The organism is Streptomyces sp. S465 (assembly GCF_026898115.1).
Taxonomy (GTDB): Bacteria; Actinomycetota; Actinomycetes; order Streptomycetales; family Streptomycetaceae; genus Streptomyces; species Streptomyces luomodiensis.
This window is the reverse complement of record NZ_CP114036.1, coordinates 4,789,992-4,808,856: the sequence shown is the minus strand read 5'-3', so window position 1 is coordinate 4,808,856 and position 18,865 is coordinate 4,789,992. Positions and strand designations below refer to the sequence as shown.

The window sequence follows — 18,865 nt, the reverse complement described above, 5'->3', positions numbered from 1 at the left end:
GGACCGGCTGGGGGGTCAGGGCTTCAGGCGGTGGCCCAGGGCCGCCGCCTTCTCCACGCGCCGGGCGAGGACCTGCTCATGGCGGTCCGCCATCTGTCGCAGGGCCTCCTTGCGGTCGCGCTTGGAGAGCCGGTCGATGTAGAGATGCCCCGAGAGGTGGTCGGCCTCGTGCTGGAGACACCGGGCGAAGTAGCCGGTGCCCTCGATCACCAGCGGGTTCCCGTCCTTGTCGACGCCGCGGACCACGGTGCGGTCGGTGCGCGGTACGTCCATCCGCGCACCCGGTACGGACAGACAGCCCTCGGCCTCCTCGATGAGCAGCCGGTTGGCCGGGTCGGGCTGGTCCAGGACGGGGTTGATGATGTGGCCGATATGCCGTACGCCGTCGTCGTCCGGGCAGTCGTAGACGAACAGCCGCAGGTCGACGCCGACCTGGTTGGCGGCCAGCCCGGCGCCGTCGGCGATGTACATGGTGAGGAACATGTCGTCGATAAGGGTGCTCAGCTCGGATGTGCCGAACTCGGTCACCTCCCGGCAGGAGCGGCGGAGCACCTCCTCACCGACCTCGGTGATCCGGCGCGGTGAACCCCGCTCGGCCTCGGGAGGCAGGGCCGGATAGGAACCGACAGGTTTCCCCTGCACCAGGACGCGCACCGCTGACCTCACCCTTTTCCGCCCCCGCTGATGGTCACGTCCGGCCAACGTAGCAGGGGTGGTTCGGCCGCGGCTCAGGCATGTGTCAGATCACGTCGCCGAGTTCCTCCAGCAGCCGCCGCTTGGTGCGGGCCCCGACCAGCGACCGCACCGGCTCGCCCGCCCGGAACAGCATCAGCGTCGGCATCGACAGGACCCCGTAGGCGGTGGTGGTGGACGGGTTCTGGTCCACGTCCAGCCGCACCACCTTCAGCCGGTGGGCCTCCTCCTGCGCGATCTCCGCCAGCACCGGGGCGATCATCCGGCACGGCGGGCACCACGAGGCGGTGAACTTCACCAGCACCGGCAGGTCGGCCGCCAGCACTTCCTCGGCGAAGGTGGCGTCCGTGACCGTGACCACTTCCTCGGTGTGCGCCAGCGTCATCTCATCTCTCCTTCGGAGTCGTCGTAAGGAAGCCGTCCGAAGCCGTCCATGGGGAGGGCGGGTTCACGGTCCGGGCGGCGTCAGTTCGCAGTCAGTTCGCAGCGCGGCTCCGGGGCCCCTTCGGGCGACGTCGCCGCGGCCTCCAGCTCCGCGCGGGCCCGCTCCGCCTCGGCGAGCTGCGTCCCGACCCGCTCCCGGATGGCGCTCAGCCGGGCGATGCACTCGTCCAGCTCGGTCAGCTTGCGCCGGTAGACCTCCAGTGAGGCGGGGCAGGAGTCACCGGCCGGGTGGCCGGAGCGCAGGCATTCGACGAACGGACGCGTCTCCTCCAGCTCGAAGCCGAAGTCCCGCAGCGTGCGGATCTGCTGGAGCAGCCGCAGGTCGTCCTCGTCGTACGACCGGTAACCATTGCCGGTACGGCGCGCGGGCAGCAGCCCGAGCGACTCGTAGTAGCGCAGGGTGCGGGTGGTGGTACCCGCCTGTTCGGCCAGCTCTCCGATCCGCATGGCCCGACGGTAGACCTTGACCCTGACGTCAAGGCCAGACCGGACCAGGTGCCAGACCGCCTGCCAGGCTGTGTGCGATCCGCTGGAATTGTCGGACCCTCGCCGTACAGTGCCGACATGACCACGCGCGACATCGATGAGTTCGCCGAGCCGCTGCCCGCCACCCGCCGTGCCCTGCTGCGGCGCGTCGCCCTCGGCCAGGCCGAGGGCCGTGCCCCGTCCCTGATGGGGGCCGTGGTGCGGGATGGGCGGCTGGTGTGGACGGGGGCGCGCGGCTGTGTGGACGGGCGCGCGCCGGACGCCGAGACCCAGTACCGCATCGGGTCCTTGACCAAGACCTTTGTGGCGGTGCTGGTGCTGCGGCTGCGTGATGAGGGGCTGCTGGACCTCGGCGATCCGCTGGCCAGGCATCTGGACGTGCCGCAGGCCGAGGGCGCGACCGTGGCCCAGCTCCTCTCCCACACCGGGGGTCTCGCCGCCGAGGCGCGTGGCCCGTGGTGGGAGCGTACGCCCGGGGCGTTGCGGCCCGGGACGGCCGATATCTTCGGCGAGCGCCCGCTGGTCCACCCCGCGGGCCGCCGGTACCACTACTCCAACCCCGGTTTCGCGCTGCTCGGCGCGCTGGTCGAGCGGTTGCGCGGCGCCCCCTGGGGCGAGGTGCTCGCCCGTGAGGTGCTGGAGCCGCTGGGGATGGGGCGTACGTCGCTCGAGCCGCGGGCCCCGCACGCCGGGGGCTGGGCCGTCCACCCCTGGGCGGATGTGCTGCTGCCCGAGCCGGCCGAGGACACCGGGTGGATGGGCCCGGCCGGACAGCTCTGGTCGACCTCCGGGGATCTGGCCCGCTTCGCCGCGTTCCTGCTGGACGGGGACGAGCGGGTGCTCGGCGCCGGAACGCTCGCCGAGATGCGGGCATCCGCCGCCCCCGAGGACGGGGACCGGGACGCCGGCTATGGCCTGGGCACCCAGCTCGTCCGCCATGGCGGACGGTTCCTTTACGGCCACACCGGCTCCATGCCCGGCTTCCTGGCCGCGCTGTGGGTGAGCGCGGAGGACCGGCTGGCCGGGATCGCGCTGGCCAACACCACCTCGGGGCCCGCGATCGGAGCCATCGCCGCCGACCTCATACAGGTCGTGGCGGAGCACGAACCCCGTATACCCGAGCCTTGGCGGCCGCTGCCCGAAGTCGATCCGGAGCTGCTGGCGCTGACCGGCCCCTGGTACTGGGGACCCCGCCCGTATCATCTGCGGCTGCGCGCGGACCGCGGTCTGGAGCTGTCCCCGGCCGCCGGGGGAGGCCGCGCCTCGCGCTTCCGGGCCGAGCCGGACGGCACCTGGACCGGGCTCGACGGCTATTACGCGGGGGAGACGCTGCGGGTGGTCGACGGGGAGGGCGGCGCCCCGGCCCATCTGGACCTGGGCACCTTCGTGTTCACCCGGGAGCCCTACGCGCCGGACGGCGTGGTGCCCGGCGGGGTCGACCCGGAGGGCTGGCGCGCGCTCTGACGGGGCCTCGCGGATGCTTCTGCGGAGGCTCCTGTGGATGTCGGTCCGGAGGACGACGGATTGTCGGCCGGCGGGAGGCGGATTGTCGGTCCAGCGGGGAACGGATGTCAGTCCAGCGGAAGCTTGAAGCCGAGGTGGCTGGCCTCGAAGCCGAGCCGCTCATAGAAGCGGTGGGCGTCGGTACGGGTCGCGTCCGAGGTGAGCTGTACCAGCGCACATCCCGCGCGGCGTGACTCCTCGATGGCCCATTCGATCAGCTGGGTGCCGAGTCCGCCGCCGCGCACGTCGGCGTGGATCCGGACACCCTCGATGATCGAGCGGGTGGCGCCGCGCCGCGACAGCCCGGGGATCATGGTCAGCTGGAGGGTGCCGACGGTCCGGCCGTCCTGGACCGCGACGACCAGCCGCTGGTTGGGGTCCCGGTCCAGCCGCTCGAAGGCGGCGCGGTACGGGGCCGGGTCGTCCGGGGACTCCCGGCGGGCGCCGAGCGGGTCGTCGGCGAGCATGGCCACGATCGCCGGGAGGTCATCGGCGGTCGCGCGCCGTATTGCGAAGTCGGTCACGCGGGAAGCCTACGCGGGGCCCATCGGGCCCGGTCGGCGGCGACCGGTCCGGGGCGCGGCGTGCTGCGACTGGGCTGGGGTGCATGCGTGGTGACCGGTCCGGGGCGCGGCGTGCTGCGACTGGGCCGGGGCGCACCCGCGGCGATCGGCCGGGGGCGTACCCGTGATGATCAGCGCGGGGTGGACAGCCCTTCGACGGCGGCGACGAGGGGGGCCAGCTCCGGCCGCCGGGCGGCGTCGGCGAGTGCCTCGCGCAGCGCGGCGTCGTTCGTCGGCCGCGCCGCCTCCAGCAGCTTCAGCCCCTCGGGGCTGACATTGGTGTAGATGCCGCGGCGGTCGTCGGGGCAGATGTAGCGGGAGAGCAGACCGCGGTCCTCCAGCCGGGTGACCAGCCGGGTCGTAGCGCTCTGGCTGAGCACGACGGAGTCGGCGAGCTGCTTCATCTGCAGATGTCCGCCCTCGCCGTCGTGCTGTTCGCTGAGCACGACGAGCACGGAGAACTCGCGGACGCTCAGCCCGTGCCTGGCCTGAAGCGCACGCTCGATATGCGTCTCTATCCGGCCGTGCAGGGAGGACAGGGCGCACCAGCCCTGGGCGAGGGCCCGCCCGGTGGGCGGGGTGGCGGTGCCGTGCGGCTCATCCGTCATGGAACCCCTCCTTGGTGGGTGAGCGAATCCCAGGATAGTGCAGCGATGAAATAGACCGCGTATGCAATTATCGGTGTTTCGACGTCCACAGCTGCCGCCCCCCGGGCCGTCAGCCCCCGCTCGCCTCGCCGGCACATCGGCCATTGCGGTATCGCGGCGTCGCGGCATCGCAGCGTCGCGACGTCTGGCGGACAACGGTCCGAGTGTCCAGGTGCCCCTACGCTCGGTTGTCATGACCAGACTGCATCTGTTCGACCTGGACGGGACGCTTATCCATGGCTCCGCCGCCGCGATCGAGATATCCCGGCAACTCGGCCTGGAGCGGGAGATCGCCGAGCTGGAGCGGGCGTTCGCGGGTGGTGCGCTGACGACGGCCCAGTTCGCCGAGCGGGCCTGTGCGTTGTGGGCGGAGCTGACGGAGGACCATGTGGCCGCGGCGTTCGAAGGGGCGCCGTGGCTGGCGGGGATCCGCGAGGTGTGGGCGGACATCCGGTCGCGGGGCGAGCGCTGTGCGGTGATCTCCCTCTCGCCGGGCTTCTTCGTGTCGCGGCTGCTGGAGTGGGGAGCGGACGCCACCTACGGATCGGCCTGGCCCTCGGTGCCGTTCCGGGACCCGGTGGATCCGGCGGGGATCCTGACCCCGGCCGCGAAGGTCGGGATCGCCGATGAACTTTGTGCGAAGTTCGGGTTGACCAGGAGCCATTGCGTGGCTTACGGGGATTCCCGGTCGGACGCCGAGCTGTTCGCCGTGGTGCCGGTCTCGGTCGCCGTGAACGCCGACCACCATGTGAGCGAAATCGCATCCCACGCCTATACCGGACGCGATCTCCGAGAGGCTTACGAATTGACGGGTAACTGCACGTAACTATCGGTAATTACCTGAGTTGGCGGGTGTAATGGATGCCGCGTCCGCGGGGCTTGTGAATTCATCCGCGGCCGGTAGGGTCGGGTCCGGCTCCGTCCAGCAGGCTGTACGGGTAGGGGCAGAACCGGGCAACCCAGGCCAACCAGCGTGACGGGATTGCGGCTCCGGTTTCCCTGGAGTTCGGGAATGCGCACCCGGGGCGGGCAACGGCCGTGGCATCCTGCCCGGATGAGAGTTACGGAGAAGGTCGGCACGACCATTCTCGCTTGAACCAAGCACCAGAACGGGGAATTGCGGGCATACTCCGCCAGCGGAAGTGCGAAGACCGACAGAAAGATGTTCGAGGCGAGGCAACCATGGACGCTCCGACCACCACATCGTCGGCCGGCAGTGACGGCTCCGGCGGAAACAGTGGCGACTGGGGCTGGTTCAGCCCGAGCAGGAATCCGGCCGAGGAACAGACACGGGTCCCGGACCGGCAGAGCGATGAGCGGACGCCCAGCCGTCCGGTGAACCCGATACGGCCGGTCGGCACCGGAGCCGACCGCCGTACGTCCGCCGAGCCGGGCCCGGCGTCCGGCCCTGGGGTGGGCGCCCGCCCCGCGTCCGGCCCGGCTGCTGACCGTCCGGCGGCTGACCGTCCGGCGGCCAACCGGTCGGCGGCCGATCGATCGGCGGGCGGCCCCGCGGTCACCGGGCATGAGGAGCATCAGCGCCCCGACGAGGCGGCCCCTGTCCCGCAGGACGTCCGGCCCGGCCCCGACCCCCGGTTCGCCGTCCCCGAGACCGCCTCGCCCGACGCGATCCTGCTGCGCCGCACGATGGCCGAGATCGAGCCCATCAGCGACAAGGTCACCTCGTACTTCTACGCGATGCTCTTCGTCCACCACCCCGAGCTGCGGCCGCTCTTCCCCGCCGCCATGGACGCCCAGCGCGACCGGCTGTTCAAGGCGATGCTGACCGCCGCCCGGCTCGTCGACGACGACGACATCCTCACCGAGTTCCTCTCCCGGCTCGGCCGCGGCCACCGCAAGTACGGCACCCAGCCCGAGCACTACCCCGCCGTCGGCGAATCCCTGATCGACGCGCTCACCCGTTACGCGGTCACCACCTGGAGCGACGAGGCCGAGGCCGCCTGGGTGCGCGCCTACACCAAGTTCTCCCAGATCATGATCGACGCGGCCGCCGAGGACGAGCTGGTCGCCCCCGCGTGGTGGCAGGCCGAGGTGGTCGGGCATGAACTGCGCACCCCCGACATCGCCGTGATCACGGTCCGTCCGGACCAGCCGTACCCGTTTCTGGCGGGCCAGTACGCCTCGTTGGAAACCCCGTGGTGGCCGCGGGTGTGGCGGCACTACTCGTTCGCCTCGGCGCCGCGCCCCGACGGGCTGCTCTCCTTCCACGTGAAGGCCGTACCGGCCGGATGGGTGTCCTCCGCGCTGGTGCACCGGGCCCGCCCCGGCGATGTGATCCGCCTCGGGCCGCCCGCCGGTTCGATGACCGTCGACCACTCCAGCGACAACGGGCTGCTCTGCCTGGGCGGCGGCACCGGTATCGCGCCGATCAAGGCGCTGGTCGAGGATGTCGCCGATCATGGCCGCCAGCGGGCGGTCGAGGTCTTCTACGGCGCGCGCAGCGATCACGATCTGTACGACATCGACACCATGCTGCGGCTGGCGCACAAGCATCCGTGGCTCGCGGTCCGCCCCGTCGTCTCCGACGGCCCGACCAACGGCCTCAGCGGCCGGCTGCCCGACGCCGTGCGGCAGTACGGCCCGTGGAACGCGTTCGACGCGTATCTCTCCGGGCCGCCCGGGTTGATCCGCAGCGGTGTCGACACCCTGATGGGCATCGGCATTCCGTCCCACCGGATACGGCACGACTCCATCGAGGAGCTCGCCGCCGCCGCGGAGTAGGGCGCGGACGGCACATGACGGAACGGCGACACGGGGCAGTGACTCCGGCGATTACGGACGGCGACAGGCACGACGGCGATGCAGGAACGGGGACGAGAACCGTGGACAGTACGGAGCACCTGGACGACCGCGCGTGGCGTCCGGGGAGCGACGGCGAACACCTTCTACAGCGGCGGCTGGGTACGGTCGACCGCGCCGACCGTTTCTACGACGAACAGGTGCTGGACCACCTCAACGTCCGGATGCGGGAGTACATCGGCCGCCAGGAGATGTTCTTCCTGGCCACCTCCGACCGGCACGGGGAGTGCGACAGCACCTTCCGGGCCGGGCCGCCCGGCTTTCTGCGGGTGCTCGACGCGCGCACGCTGACCTATCCCGAATACCGGGGGAACGGCGTCCTGGCCAGTCTCGGCAACATCCAGGAGAACCCCCACCTCGGCATTCTCATGGTCGACTTCTTCCGGGACCGGATCGGGCTGCATGTGAACGGCCGGGCCCGGGTGGTGGAGGACGCCGAGATGCGCGCGGCCCACCCCGACCTGCCGGTGGACCCGGTGCCGGGGCGGCGCGCGGTGGTGTGGGTCGAGGTGACCGTCGAGGAGGCGTACATCCACTGCGCCAAGCACATCCCCCACCTCCAGAGGGTCCCCGCGCAACGCCGCACCCGCGGAGCCGAGGGCCGGCACCGCAGCCCCTCCGGTGACCGGGCCCTCGAGCACGGCCGGGAACGGGACTGGGGGACGGACGACGTCAAGCGGAAGGGCGGCGACTTCTTCGGCGCCGCCGCCGACGCCCGCGAAGCCCGCCGCGCACCGAGCGCCGAGTCGGCCCCGCGACCGACACCCCCGATGAACCAGCCCCACCAGCCCGCCCTGGCCGGCCAGACGGCCCCGGGCGCCCCGGCGGACCAGGCGGCCCCGGCCGGTCAGCCCGCCCCGGTGGCCTCGGCTGACCCGGGTCAGTGGGTGTCGGGGTCTCCGGTGGACCTGGCGGTTCCAGTGGCTTCGGCCGGCCCGGTCGCCTCTGCTGATCCGGCAGCCCCAGCGGCTCCGGCGGCCCCACAGACCCCTGCGGCCCCGCGCGTCCCGGTGGCCCCGCCCGTCTCGGCTGACCCGGAGGTCCCGGTAGCCTCGGCCGGGGCGGCTGGCCCGGCAGTTCCGCCCGTCCCAGTGGTCCAGCCCGCCCCAGTGGCCTCGACCGACCCGGCTCAGTGGGTACCGGGGCCTCCGGTCGACCTGGCGGTTCCAGTGGCTTCGGCTGGTCCGGTCGCCTCTGCTGATCCGGCAGCCCCAGCGGCTCCGGCGGCTTCGGCGGCCCCGCCCGTTCCGGCGGCCCCGCCCGTCCCAGCGGCTCCGGCCGCCCCCGCAGACGATGCGGCTCAGTGGGTGCCGGAGGCCGTGCAGTCGGCTTCTGGGCAGTCGCCGTCGGCGGTGGCGCGGTCCGATTTCGGGGCCCATCTCCGTCCCGAGGACGGATTCGGGGACCAGCCCGGGGGTCGGGCCGATGCGGGGCCCGAGAGCTGGCGGGCGGAGGCGGAGCGGGTGCTGGCCGAGGCGCGGCAGCGGGCGGCCCGGAAGACCCAACAGCCGTTCAGCGGCTGGTTCCGCTAGAACGCGGACGTGGTGCGGCGAGGATCGGTCGGGGCGGGGCCCGCCCCGGCCCCGCCTCCTAGCCGAGGTCGTCCGCGAGCAGGGCCCGCACACCCTCGACGTTCGCGTCGAGGTAGGCCCGCAGCGACGGCGGCACCACCTCGACCGAGGCGATCCCCTCGCGGGTGAACGGCACGCTGACCACCTCGTACTCCCCGCACGGTTCGTCCACCTCCGGGCCGTGCCGCCGGGTGAGATCCATCGAGGCGAGCCGGCAGACGAAGAAGTGCTGCACCTTGACGCCGTCCGCGCTCCCGCCGTCGGGGTGCGGGACGGTGTCGACGAAGGCGGGCACCACATCCGTCACCTTCGCGCCCAGCTCCTCGTCCACCTCGCGGTGCAGGGCCTCGACGACGGTCGGGTCCTCGGGCTCCATCCCGCCGCCCGGAGTGATCCAGTAGGGCGGCTGTCCGGGCTTGGTGCGCTTGATCAGAATCATCCGGGGGGCGGTGTCGCCCTCGAGCAGAATGGCGCGGGCGGTGCGTTTGACCACGGGTCGTTCGGTCATGCAGGACATCTGCCGCGCCTTTCGTCCCGCGAAACCACTTACTCACCAGTCGACAGCCGCGCGTAACAGCCAATCGTGCGCCCGCGCGATATGCGGCAGGGCGAGCGCTCCCGTCCGGACCACCAGGAAATAGGTACGCAGCGGCGGCACCGGCGGATTGAGCAGCGCCACCACCTCCCCGGCGTCCAGCGCGTCCATGCACAGATAGCGCGGCAGGACGCCGAGCCCGGCGCCCTCCGCGACGCACGCCAGCACCGCGCGCAGATCGGGCGCGATGATCGTGCCGGCGGTGACCGGACGGGCGTCGAAGACGGCCGACCAGTAGCGGGTGACCAGCGGCAGGCTCTCGTGCACCTCGACGACGGGCAGCGCCTCCAGCGCGCTCACCCCCTTCATCTGGAGCACCGCGGGCCCGCCGAGCCGGGCGGCCCAGCGGGGGGCGGCGACCAGCACATGCTCCTCGTCGCACAGCGGGGTGGCGGCCAGCAGCCGGCCGCGTGGCCGGGCGGTGGCGATGGCCAGGTCGTGGTGGCCGGCGCCGAGACCCTCGAACAGCTCCTCGGCGCTGCCGAAGGCGCAGCGCACCGCCAGGCCCTGGGTGACGAGGGTGGTCAGCGCGGGCAGGGCGCGCAGCGCGGTGAACTCCGGAGGGCCCGCGAGATGCAGGGTGCGCAGCGGGGAGCGGTCGTCCAGACCCGTCTCGGTGATCTCCACCAGGGCGTCGAGATGTGGCGCTGCCTTGTGGGCGAGTTCGTCCCCGACGGTGGTGGGGACGACGCCGCGCGCCGTACGGAGGAACAGGGGGCGGCCCAGCTGCCGCTCCAGGGTGCGTATCTGGCCGGTGACGGCGGGCTGGGAGAGCCCGAGCAGCCCGGCGGCGCGGGTGAAGGACCCGGCGCGGTGAACCGTGACAAAGGTGCGTAAGAGGGCTAGATCCATGCGGTTCCCCTCGCCTCGTCCCGCCCCGACCGCATGCCAACTATAAATATGCCGATAGGTCCATGTCGCTACTGTGATTGGACACTGACGCTGAGTCAACTAGCCTTGTTCGAGCGGTTCTCCACGGGAGAGCCGGGGCGTCTCAAGCCACGAGGGGGGAGGCTTGAGACGCCCGCACAGGTCTACCCGGTCGGTTTCAGCCACCGGCTCCCTAATTCCCGGCTTCAGCCACTCGCCCCGGTTCGGTTACCGGTTCCGGCGCGTGCCGTGTCGAGCGCCCGCAGCACATCGGCGATCAGGTCGTCCGGGTCCTCGGCGCCCACCGAGAACCGGATGAAGCCCTCGGGTACGGCGTCGCCGCCCCACCGTCCGCGCCGCTCCGCCGTGGAGCGCACCCCGCCGAAGCTGGTCGCGTCGTCCACCAGCCGCAGCTCGGCCAGGAAGCGCTCCGCATGCGCCTTGTCCGGGAGGGTGAAGGAGACCACGCAGCCGAAGCGCCCACCGCGCATCTGCTCCACCGCGAGCCGGTGCGCCGGATCGGTCGGCAGACCGGGGTGGCGCAACCCGGTGATCTCGGGGCGGTCGCGCAGCGCCTCGGCGAGGGCCAGGGCGGTCGCCGCCTGGCGGTCGACGCGCAGCTGGAGGGTGGCCAGCGAGCGGTGGGCGAGCCATGCCTCCATGGGGCCGGGGATCGCGCCGACCGTCTTGCGCCAGGCCCGCACCTCGGCGGCCAGCCGCGGATCGCGGCAGGTCACATAGCCGAGCAGCACATCGCCATGGCCGGTGAGCGCCTTGGTGCCGCTGGCCACGGCGAAGTCCGCGCCGAGCTCCAGCGGGCGCTGGCCGAGCGGGGTGGCGAGGGTGTTGTCGACGGCGACCAGCGCACCGCGGGCGTGCGCGGCCGCGGCCAGCCGGCGGATGTCGCAGACGTCCAGTCCGGGATTGGACGGGGTTTCCAGCCACAGCAGTTTCGTCCGGTCGTCCAGCGCGGCCAGCTGGGCGTCCTCGCCGGTCGGGGCGGTGCGCACCGTGACGCCGTAACCCTCCAGCCGCTCGATCAGCGCCGGCAGCAGCTGATAGCCGTCGGACGGCAGGACGGCCGCCTCGCCCTGGCGCAGCTGGGACAGCAGTACGGCCGAGATCGCGCCCATGCCGGAGGAGAAGACGACCGTCTCGGCGTCGGTGCCCGGTGACTCCAGCTCGCTGATCGCCCGCTCCAGCAGGGACCAGGTGGGGTTGGCGTCCCGGCCGTAGGTGTAGGGGCCGACGGCGTCGCCGGGAAGGTGGAAGTGGGCGGCGAATACCGGGCCGGGCAGCGTCGGCGCGTACGCCTCGGCCTCGGGCAGTCCGGCCCGTACGGCACGGGTACCGTCACCGGTCATACGGGCTCCTTTCCCGCGTCCGGGCCATCGGCGGCCGGCGCGTTCTCCGTGTTCTCGGCGCTCTGGGCGCCCTGGGTGCTGTTCTCGGCGCTCTCGGCGCTCTCGGCGCGCGCCGTGCTTCCGGTCCGCTCCGCGGCGTCGAGGGCCTCGGCGACCGCGTCCAGCAGCCCGCCGCTGGCGGCCTCGATCATCTCCAGGCACTCCTCGAAGTCGTCCGTCCCGCCGAAGTAGGGGTCCGGCACATCGAGGCCGCCCAGCGCGTCCTGGTCCGCGTCCGGATCGTAACTCCGCAGCAGCCGCACCTTCGCGGCGTCGTGCGGGGTCGGGGCGAGCGCGCGCAGCTCGTGCAGATGGCCGCTGTCCAAGGCGATGACCAGATCGAGGCGTTCGAACCACTCGGCCCGGAACTGGCGCGCGATGTGATCCTGCTCATAGCCGTGGGCGGTGAGCACGTCGACGGCACGGCGGTCGGCCCCGTCGCCCTCGTGCCAGGGCCCGGTGCCCGCGCTGTCCACCTCGACGCGACCGTCCAGCCCGGCTTCCTCGGCATGGAAGCGGAAGACGGATTCGGCCATCGGCGAGCGGCATATGTTGCCGGTACAGACGAAGCAGACACGGTAGGGCGACGGGTCTCTCATGCCGTCCATCATCTCCGGCCGTGATCAGTCATCGTCCTCGGGCAGCACGACGTGCAGGGCCCACGCGACTATGGCGACGATCAGACCGCCGAGCACGGCGGTGCCGAAACCGTCCACATGGAAGCTGAGATCCAGCTTTCCGGCCAGCCATGAGGTCAGCAGCAGCATCAGGGCGTTGATCACCAGCGTGATCAGCCCCAGGGTCAGGATGAACAACGGGAAGGCCAGGAGCTTGACGATCGGCTTGACCACCACGTTCACCACGCCGAAGACCAGCGCGACCAGAATGAGGGTGAGCGCCTTGCGGCCGGTGTTCTCACCGGTGAGCGTGATGTCCTTGAGCAGCCAGATGGCGACGCCGAGGGCACCGGCGTTCGCGATCGTCTTGACGAGAAAATTCTTCATGGCTGAGATCGTCGCAGACCGGCCCCGCCACAGGCAGGGGCACCGTACACAGGGGTGGAGAGGCGAATGAAGGCGTTCCGGCTGGATGAGCTGGAGGCGGAGCGCGCCGCGAACAACGGCGCGTATCTACAGTTCCTGCGGGAGCGGAACATGTCCGTGGGACTCTACGCGCTGGACGCGGGCCAGGCCGACCCGCAGTCGCCGCACGGCCAGGACGAGGTGTACATGGTGGTGAGCGGCCGGGCGTCGATCACGGTGGGGATGGAGACGACGCAGGTGGCGCGGGGCAGCGTGGTGTACGTACCGGCGGGCACGGCGCACAAGTTCCACCACATCACCGAGGACCTGCGGGTGCTGGTGGTGTTCTCGCCGCCGGAGGGCTGAGCCGCCGGAGGGCTGTCGCCGTCTGGTCCATCGCGGAGCTGATGTGCCGCGGGCCGGTCCCGTAGGGGTCCGGTCAGGGGAGGACGGGGGGCGCGGGCCGCCCGCGCGCTTCCGTCCCGTCCTAGCATCGACGGCAGGGCGGACCGGCCGTCGGTGCCGGGCCCACGGCGTGCAGAGAAAGCAGGGAGTCACGTGACCACGAAGGGGATATTCCAGGGGTTGCCGTGGTGGGTGACCTGGATCGCGATACCGGTCCTCGTGCTCGCCGTGTTCGGCGGCCTGATCATGAGCGTGATCGGGTTCGTGGTGAGCCTCGTCTTCAAGGCGCTGCTGCTGGTGGCGCTGATCGCCGGGCTGATCTACGTCGTACGGAAGTTCACCTCCTGACGTGCCCCCACGGCGCTCGACGCGTCCCCATGGCGCGCACGGCACGTTCCCGGGGGCCCTTGCTCGTTCCCGCCGTTCTGACGGGTTCCGGTCGGGTCTGACGGGTCGGTCCGGTCTCACGGGTCCCTCAGGGGCTGACGCGTCTCCGTCGGCCTGACGCGCCCCAGGGCCTGTCGCGTTCCCCGTCGCGTTCCCCCAGGATCTGTCGCATCGCGCGGGCGGGCCCTGTCGGACCCCGCCTCGCGCGGATACGCCGCGCGAGGGATACCGCCGGGGCGGGAGCACGGCCCGGCGGCACCCCTGCCGTTAGAGTGCGAGTCCTCGGCGTTCTTCCTCGCTCTTCCTTTCGGCGTCTGCCTCGCAACACACCCCGGGGGTGCCTGTTGACGACAGCGATCTTCGATATGGCCGGTGCGCCGGCCCCGATCCCCCGCCCACCGGGACGGCACCGTCCGGACGTGTGGGTCTCCCCACGGCAACACTGGCCATTTTCGTTCCCTCACATGAGGCAAACCGACTCCGCAGCGCAATCGAGTCGCTACTCTCCAGAGTCGGCGGCCAAGCGCAAACAACCCGGGGCGGCGAACGATGCGTGACATGCGTGACACAGTCCAGGCGGAAGTGACGATGACCTTCCTGGTGTCGCAGGATCTCTCCTTCCGGATCCCGGTCGAGCTGTCCTACGACAGCAGTGACCCCTATGCGGTCGAGATCACCTTCCATCTGCCCGGTGACGCGCCGGTGAGCTGGTCCTTCGCCCGGGAGCTGCTGCTGGACGGGTTGAGCAGACCCACCGGCGAGGGGGATGTGCGCATCGCCCCCGCCTCGCCCGAGGGGCTCTCCGACGTCTTCATCAGACTTCAGGTGGGCTGTGAGCGGGCCCTGTTCCGGGCCGGCGCCGCTCCTCTCGTGGCCTTCCTGGACCGGACGGACCGGGTGGTGCCTTTCGGCCAGGAGCCGATGGCCTGCGATCCGGTCGGCGACCTCGACGCCGAGCTCGACCGCATCCTGGCCGAGGACCGGTACGCGGGCTGAGCGCCGGATGCGCGGGCCGAGGCCGGCCCGCGGCGGCGCGGCTGGTGCGCGGTGGCGCGGTCGAGTCCCGCGAACCGCCGGGCCGGAACCGGTGAACCGCCGGGCCGGGATCCGCGAACCACCGGCCGGGGTCGGCGAACGGGCGGGCCGGAACCGGGGAACCGTCGGGCCGGGTCCCGCGAACCACCGGCCGGGGTCGGCGAACGGGCGGGCCGGAACCGGGGAACCGCCGGGCCGGGTCCCGCGAACCGCCGGGGTGGCGTGCCCCGGCCGGCTCAGCGGGTCTTCGCCCGGCGCCGCCGCCCGCGTCCGCTCCGGCCGGCCCGGGAGGCTCCCTGGGCGCCCGTGCCGGTTCGCTCCCCGCCGCCGGCCGCCGCCGGCGCACGGTCCGCCGAGACCACGAGCACGGCCAGCGCCGTGGTCACCGGCACCGAGGCGACGAGCCCGATGCTGCCCACGAGCGTCCGTACGATCTCCTCCGCCACGATCTCGCTCGTGGCGACTGTGCCCACGCTGCTGTCCGCGATGGAGAACAGCAGCAGCAGCGGAAGCGACGCGCCCGCGTAGGCCAGCACCAGGGTGTTCACGACGGAGGCGATGTGGTCCCGCCCGATCCGCATCGCCGCCCCGTAGAGCGTGCGCCGGGACGCGGTCGGGTCCGCGTCCCGCAGCTCCCAGACCGCTGAGGTCTGGGTGACCGTCACATCGTCCAGCACCCCCAGCGAGCCGATGATCACGCCTGCGAGCAGCAACCCGCGTATTTCGATGTTCGGATAGAGGCCGTGTACCAGCCCGGTCTGGTCGTCGGTGTTGCCGGTCAGGCTCGCCCAGCCGATGAACAGCGAGCCGAGCACCCCGATCAGCAGCAGTGACACCAGCGTGCCGAGCACGGCGACCGATGTACGCGCCGTCAGGCCGTGGCACATATAGAGCGCCAGCAGCATGATCGCGCTGCCCCCGACGACCGCGACCACCAGCGGATTGGAACCCTGGAGTATCGCCGGGAGGATGAACAGTGTCAGCACGCCGAAGCTGATGGCCAGCGCCACCAGCGCGAACACCCCGCGCAGCCGCCCCACCACCACGACGGCGAGCGCGAACAGCCCCGCGAGCAGCGCCATCGGCATCGACCGGTCGACGTCGGACACGGAGTACTGGAGGTCCTTGGGCGCCTTGGGGGCGTATGCCAGCTTCAGCTCCTGCCCGGCGCTGAAGTGGCGGGAGGCATTGGGCTGGACGATTTCGGGGAAGGTGCGGCCTTTGTCCTTGCCCGAGGTGACCTCGATGGTGGCCTTTTCGCAGACGCTGTTCTTCCCGTCCTGCCCGGAGGCGCCGTTCTGGGCGGCGCTGTCCTGGCCGGGCTCGGTGGGCGCCTGCGGCTGGGCGTTGACATCGGCGCAGTTCACCTCCTCGACCTTCACCACTCGCCCCGCGACGGTCTGCTGGTCGAAGCCGAGGCCGCTGCGGCCGTTCGCCTTGTGGTCGGGTGTGCCGCCCGGCCAGAGCACGATCAGACCGGCGACGACGGCGACGGTGAAGGGGATGAGCACCGCCGCGATGACCTTGCGGAGGCGGGCCGAGACAGGGGTGGCCGGACCGTGGCCGTGGGAATGGCCGTGGGAGTGGCCGTGCGCATGGCCGTGTCCGTGTCCGTGTCCGTGTCCGTGGCCATGGGCCTGGTCGGAGGGGCGGGGCTGCTCGGGCGGGTGGTCCTGCTGGATGGCGGTCACGGTCGCATCATCGCAAGAGAAGTGGGCCCCCTGGTCAGCACTGTGGATAAACCGTTAGCGTGGGGACCACCTTTGCAATCGCGGGAGCTCGGAGCACCGGGCTGAGAGGGCGCTGACGCTGACAGCTGCGCCGACCGCTGAACCTGTTACCGGGTAATGCCGGCGTAGGGAGTGGGTCTCATGACTCAGCAGGATGCACACACACGTGCCGAGAAGGCCGAATTCGGCTGGCATAAGGGATATGTCGAGGGTTCACGTCCGGACCTTCGGGTCCCGGTCCGCCGGGTGCACCTCACCAATGGCCAGGACGTGACGTTGTACGACACGTCCGGTCCGTACACCGACCCCACCATCGAAACCGATGTCCGCCGCGGCCTGGAGCCGCTGCGGCACAACTGGATCGTCGCCCGCGGTGACACCGAGGAGTACGCGGGCCGTCCTGTCCGTCCCGAGGACGACGGGATCAAACACACCGCGCCCCGCGGGGGGCTGCGCAACCTCGACGCGGTCTTCCCCGGCCGGCCGCGCCAGCCGCGGCGCGGTCGGGAAGGCGTCCCCGTGACCCAACTCGCCTATGCGCGGCGGGGGGAGATCACGGCGGAGATGGAGTACGTGGCGCTCCGCGAGAACGTCTCCCCCGAGGTGGTCCGGGAGGAGATCGCGGCGGGCCGCGCCGTCCTGCCGGCCAACGTCAACCACCCGGAGATCGAGCCGATGATCATCGGCAAGCGGTTCCTGGTGAAGGTCAACGCCAACATCGGCAACTCCGCCGTCACCTCCTCCATCGAGGAGGAGGTCGAGAAGATGACCTGGGCGACCCGCTGGGGCGCCGACACGGTCATGGACCTCTCGACCGGGCGCAACATCCACACCACCCGCGAATGGGTGCTGCGCAACTCCCCGGTGCCCATCGGCACGGTGCCGCTCTATCAGGCGCTGGAGAAGGTCGACGGCAAGGCCGAGGAACTGACCTGGGAGATCTACAAGGACACGGTCATCGAACAGGCCGAGCAGGGCGTCGACTACATGACCGTCCACGCCGGCGTCCGGCTGCCGTACGTACCCCTGACCGCCCGCCGCAAGACCGGCATCGTCTCCCGCGGCGGCTCCATCATGGCGGCGTGGTGCCTCGCCCACCACAAGGAGTCCTTCCTCTACACGCACTTCGAGGAGCTGTGCGAGATCCTGGCGGCGTACGACGTCACCTACTCGCTGGGTGACGGACTGCGCCCGGGGTCGATCGCCGACGCCAATGACGAGGCGCAGTTCGCGGAGTTGCGGACGCTCGGTGAGCTCAACCGGATCGCCAAGGAGCACGGCGTCCAGACGATGATCGAGGGGCCGGGCCATGTCCCGATGCACAAGATCAAGGAGAACATCGACCTCCAGCAGGAGATCTGCGAGGAGGCCCCGTTCTACACCCTGGGCCCCCTCACCACCGATATCGCCCCCGCCTACGACCACATCACCTCGGGCATCGGCGCGGCGATGATCGCCTGGTGGGGCACGGCGATGCTCTGCTACGTCACCCCCAAGGAGCACTTGGGCCTGCCGGACCGCGATGACGTCAAGACCGGCGTGATCACCTACAAGATCGCCGCCCATGCGGCCGATCTGGCCAAGGGGCACCCGGACGCCCAGGCGTGGGACGACGCGCTGTCCGACGCGCGCTTCGAATTCCGCTGGGAGGACCAGTTCAACCTGGCCCTCGACCCGGACACGGCCCGCTCCTTCCACGACGAGACGCTTCCGGCGGAGCCGGCCAAGACGGCGCACTTCTGCTCGATGTGCGGACCGAAATTCTGTTCGATGAAGATCTCCCAGGACATCCGCCGCGAGCACGGCGGTGCGATGGACACGGTGGAGGCGGAGGCGGAGGCCGGTATGGCCCAGAAGTCCAAGGAGTTCGCCGCCGCGGGCAACCGCGTCTACCTGCCGATCACGGACTGAGGCGCACCACGGATTCCGGCCGCCGGCCCCCGGGAACGCGGTTCCCGGGGGCCGGCGTCTCCGCGTCGTGGCGCCCGTCGCGCCCGGTGCGCGACGCTCCGCGGAAGGTGGAGATCCGTCAGGTTGCCGAAAGCGTCACGTGGCAGGAAGGTCAGGCGCTACGCTGCGGGTTGGGTCCGAAGCCGCAACGTCGTTTTGCGACTTCGGACCCTTCTGTGCGGCTACGCGGGCGGCAGCTCGGCCACATAGACCGGCTGCCCGCCGTCCGTCACCCCTTGCTGGCGGATGCAGCGGTGCTTCTGAAGGAACCGCAGACAGGCGTGGACCCGCTGCCGGGTGAGCCCCGTTTTGCTCGCGAGCGTCTCCAGCGAGTGACCGACCCGGCCGGCTTCCGCCAGTGTGGGAATGATGTAGACGGCCACCGCCCACACGTCCTCGGTGATGCTCAGCCGGTCCTTCCACTGCGCGAACAGGTCTTCCGTCCTGAGCCTCAGCTCTCGCTTGTCGGGTTCGGGCTCCGCGCCCGATCGGCAGCCCAGAGCATCGAGGATTTGTGACCATGCCTGCTCGGAGCGGTGGAGGGAAGCCAGTACTTCCGTATGGAAGCGTTCAGTCCGCATCTCCAGTCGGACGATCGCGTCCATGAGCTCGGTCGGTGGTACGGGGCGGGAGACCTCCGAGACGTCCAGCGCGTACGAGCCCTCGCGCTGGATGGTGGCGATCACCCTCGACACCCACTGTTTGAAGGGCAGGCACGTGGGCTTGGTGCAGCCGTTCACC

General features: G+C 71.2%; 18 protein-coding genes and 2 pseudogenes. 8 read left to right on the top strand and 12 right to left on the bottom strand.

The genetic code is table 11. From position 1 onward, the window contains the following. Positions 1–15: 15 nt before the first annotated feature. The 3 genes from def to N6H00_RS20255 form a co-directional block, all read right to left on the bottom strand. On the bottom strand, positions 16–654 hold the full coding sequence (gene def, locus N6H00_RS20265; protein WP_268973208.1) for a peptide deformylase: 639 nt from the start codon (positions 652–654) through the stop codon (positions 16–18). 85 nt (positions 655–739) lie between these two features. Then, positions 740–1,078: a thioredoxin gene (gene trxA, locus N6H00_RS20260; RefSeq protein WP_329618544.1), complete on the bottom strand. Its 339-nt coding sequence runs from the start codon at positions 1,076–1,078 to the stop codon at positions 740–742. Positions 1,079–1,158: 80 nt separating this feature from the next. After that, positions 1,159–1,584, bottom strand: a complete 426-nt coding sequence (locus N6H00_RS20255) for a MerR family transcriptional regulator (protein WP_268973206.1) — start codon at positions 1,582–1,584, stop codon at positions 1,159–1,161. Positions 1,585–1,701: 117 nt separating this feature from the next. Between N6H00_RS20255 and N6H00_RS20250 the strand changes: the two genes are divergently transcribed. Next, positions 1,702–3,087, top strand: coding sequence for a serine hydrolase domain-containing protein (locus N6H00_RS20250; RefSeq protein ID WP_268973205.1), 1,386 nt, complete (start codon positions 1,702–1,704; stop codon positions 3,085–3,087). Between the two features lie 107 nt (positions 3,088–3,194). On the opposite strand, the gene N6H00_RS20245 is transcribed toward N6H00_RS20250, so the two are convergent. Next, a complete protein-coding gene (locus N6H00_RS20245) occupies positions 3,195–3,650 on the bottom strand; it encodes a GNAT family N-acetyltransferase (protein ID WP_268973204.1) in 456 nt (151 codons plus the stop codon). Between the two features lie 170 nt (positions 3,651–3,820). After that, complete coding sequence (locus N6H00_RS20240; protein WP_268973203.1) at positions 3,821–4,297, bottom strand: MarR family winged helix-turn-helix transcriptional regulator; 477 nt, start codon at positions 4,295–4,297, stop codon at positions 3,821–3,823. A 232-nt stretch (positions 4,298–4,529) separates the two neighbouring features. Here N6H00_RS20240 and N6H00_RS20235 point away from each other — a divergent pair, with 232 nt between their 5' ends. The 3 genes and pseudogenes from N6H00_RS20235 to N6H00_RS20225 all read left to right on the top strand — a co-directional run. Then, positions 4,530–5,162 (top strand): HAD family hydrolase, encoded by a 633-nt coding sequence (locus N6H00_RS20235; RefSeq protein WP_268973202.1) that lies wholly within the window; start codon positions 4,530–4,532, stop codon positions 5,160–5,162. 356 nt (positions 5,163–5,518) lie between these two features. Further along, positions 5,519–7,078, top strand: coding sequence for a globin domain-containing protein (locus N6H00_RS20230; RefSeq protein WP_268973201.1), 1,560 nt, complete (start codon positions 5,519–5,521; stop codon positions 7,076–7,078). A 176-nt stretch (positions 7,079–7,254) separates the two neighbouring features. Further along, positions 7,255–7,917: pseudogene (locus N6H00_RS20225) on the top strand (pyridoxamine 5'-phosphate oxidase family protein); the annotation flags it as partial. Between the two features lie 829 nt (positions 7,918–8,746). Here the strand turns inward: N6H00_RS20225 and N6H00_RS20220 are convergent. The 5 genes and pseudogenes from N6H00_RS20220 to N6H00_RS20200 form a co-directional block, all read right to left on the bottom strand. Continuing rightward, entirely contained in the window at positions 8,747–9,235 is a 489-nt protein-coding gene (locus tag N6H00_RS20220) for an NUDIX domain-containing protein (RefSeq protein ID WP_268973200.1), read from the bottom strand. 42 nt (positions 9,236–9,277) lie between these two features. Further along, positions 9,278–10,174, bottom strand: coding sequence for a LysR family transcriptional regulator (locus N6H00_RS20215; RefSeq protein ID WP_268973199.1), 897 nt, complete (start codon positions 10,172–10,174; stop codon positions 9,278–9,280). A gap of 224 nt (positions 10,175–10,398) precedes the next feature. Further along, entirely contained in the window at positions 10,399–11,556 is a 1,158-nt protein-coding gene (locus N6H00_RS20210) for a cystathionine gamma-lyase (RefSeq protein WP_268973198.1), read from the bottom strand. A gap of 140 nt (positions 11,557–11,696) precedes the next feature. After that, positions 11,697–12,131: pseudogene (locus N6H00_RS20205) on the bottom strand (low molecular weight protein-tyrosine-phosphatase); the annotation flags it as partial. Positions 12,132–12,218: 87 nt separating this feature from the next. Next, entirely contained in the window at positions 12,219–12,599 is a 381-nt protein-coding gene (locus tag N6H00_RS20200; RefSeq protein WP_268973196.1) for a phage holin family protein, read from the bottom strand. A gap of 66 nt (positions 12,600–12,665) precedes the next feature. Here N6H00_RS20200 and N6H00_RS20195 point away from each other — a divergent pair, with 66 nt between their 5' ends. From N6H00_RS20195 to N6H00_RS20185, 3 genes are all read left to right on the top strand, one after another. Further along, the gene (locus N6H00_RS20195; protein ID WP_268973194.1) at positions 12,666–12,983 is read left to right on the top strand and encodes a cupin domain-containing protein; all 318 of its coding nucleotides are present in this window, start codon (positions 12,666–12,668) and stop codon (positions 12,981–12,983) included. 192 nt (positions 12,984–13,175) lie between these two features. Further along, positions 13,176–13,370: a DUF5326 family protein gene (locus N6H00_RS20190; protein WP_030827636.1), complete on the top strand. Its 195-nt coding sequence runs from the start codon at positions 13,176–13,178 to the stop codon at positions 13,368–13,370. A gap of 597 nt (positions 13,371–13,967) precedes the next feature. Then, positions 13,968–14,405, top strand: coding sequence for an SsgA family sporulation/cell division regulator (locus tag N6H00_RS20185; RefSeq protein ID WP_268973191.1), 438 nt, complete (start codon positions 13,968–13,970; stop codon positions 14,403–14,405). Between the two features lie 275 nt (positions 14,406–14,680). On the opposite strand, the gene N6H00_RS20180 is transcribed toward N6H00_RS20185, so the two are convergent. Continuing rightward, positions 14,681–16,135, bottom strand: a complete 1,455-nt coding sequence (locus N6H00_RS20180; RefSeq protein WP_268973190.1) for a YibE/F family protein — start codon at positions 16,133–16,135, stop codon at positions 14,681–14,683. Positions 16,136–16,315: 180 nt separating this feature from the next. Between N6H00_RS20180 and thiC the strand changes: the two genes are divergently transcribed. Further along, positions 16,316–18,085 (top strand): phosphomethylpyrimidine synthase ThiC, encoded by a 1,770-nt coding sequence (gene thiC, locus N6H00_RS20175; RefSeq protein WP_268973189.1) that lies wholly within the window; start codon positions 16,316–16,318, stop codon positions 18,083–18,085. A 221-nt stretch (positions 18,086–18,306) separates the two neighbouring features. Here the strand turns inward: thiC and N6H00_RS40560 are convergent, their stop codons facing one another. After that, positions 18,307–18,864, bottom strand: coding sequence for a DNA-binding protein (locus tag N6H00_RS40560; protein WP_443073270.1), 558 nt, complete (start codon positions 18,862–18,864; stop codon positions 18,307–18,309). Position 18,865 lies beyond the last annotated feature (1 nt).

What these genes read in the sequence shown, in the direction of transcription:
- thiC (WP_268973189.1), top strand. Translation starts at nt 16,316, where the DNA reads ATGACTCAGCAGGATGCACACACACGTGCCGAGAAGGCCGAATTCGGC.
- N6H00_RS20195 (WP_268973194.1), top strand. Translation starts at nt 12,666, where the DNA reads ATGAAGGCGTTCCGGCTGGATGAGCTGGAGGCGGAGCGCGCCGCGAAC.
- trxA (WP_329618544.1), bottom strand. Translation starts at nt 1,078, where the DNA reads ATGACGCTGGCGCACACCGAGGAAGTGGTCACGGTCACGGACGCCACC.
- N6H00_RS20185 (WP_268973191.1), top strand. Translation starts at nt 13,968, where the DNA reads ATGCGTGACACAGTCCAGGCGGAAGTGACGATGACCTTCCTGGTGTCG.
- N6H00_RS20230 (WP_268973201.1), top strand. Translation starts at nt 5,519, where the DNA reads ATGGACGCTCCGACCACCACATCGTCGGCCGGCAGTGACGGCTCCGGC.
- N6H00_RS20255 (WP_268973206.1), bottom strand. Translation starts at nt 1,584, where the DNA reads ATGCGGATCGGAGAGCTGGCCGAACAGGCGGGTACCACCACCCGCACC.
- N6H00_RS20215 (WP_268973199.1), bottom strand. Translation starts at nt 10,174, where the DNA reads ATGGATCTAGCCCTCTTACGCACCTTTGTCACGGTTCACCGCGCCGGG.
- N6H00_RS20240 (WP_268973203.1), bottom strand. Translation starts at nt 4,297, where the DNA reads ATGACGGATGAGCCGCACGGCACCGCCACCCCGCCCACCGGGCGGGCC.
- N6H00_RS20220 (WP_268973200.1), bottom strand. Translation starts at nt 9,235, where the DNA reads ATGACCGAACGACCCGTGGTCAAACGCACCGCCCGCGCCATTCTGCTC.
- N6H00_RS20200 (WP_268973196.1), bottom strand. Translation starts at nt 12,599, where the DNA reads ATGAAGAATTTTCTCGTCAAGACGATCGCGAACGCCGGTGCCCTCGGC.
- N6H00_RS20235 (WP_268973202.1), top strand. Translation starts at nt 4,530, where the DNA reads ATGACCAGACTGCATCTGTTCGACCTGGACGGGACGCTTATCCATGGC.
- N6H00_RS20250 (WP_268973205.1), top strand. Translation starts at nt 1,702, where the DNA reads ATGACCACGCGCGACATCGATGAGTTCGCCGAGCCGCTGCCCGCCACC.
- N6H00_RS20210 (WP_268973198.1), bottom strand. Translation starts at nt 11,556, where the DNA reads ATGACCGGTGACGGTACCCGTGCCGTACGGGCCGGACTGCCCGAGGCC.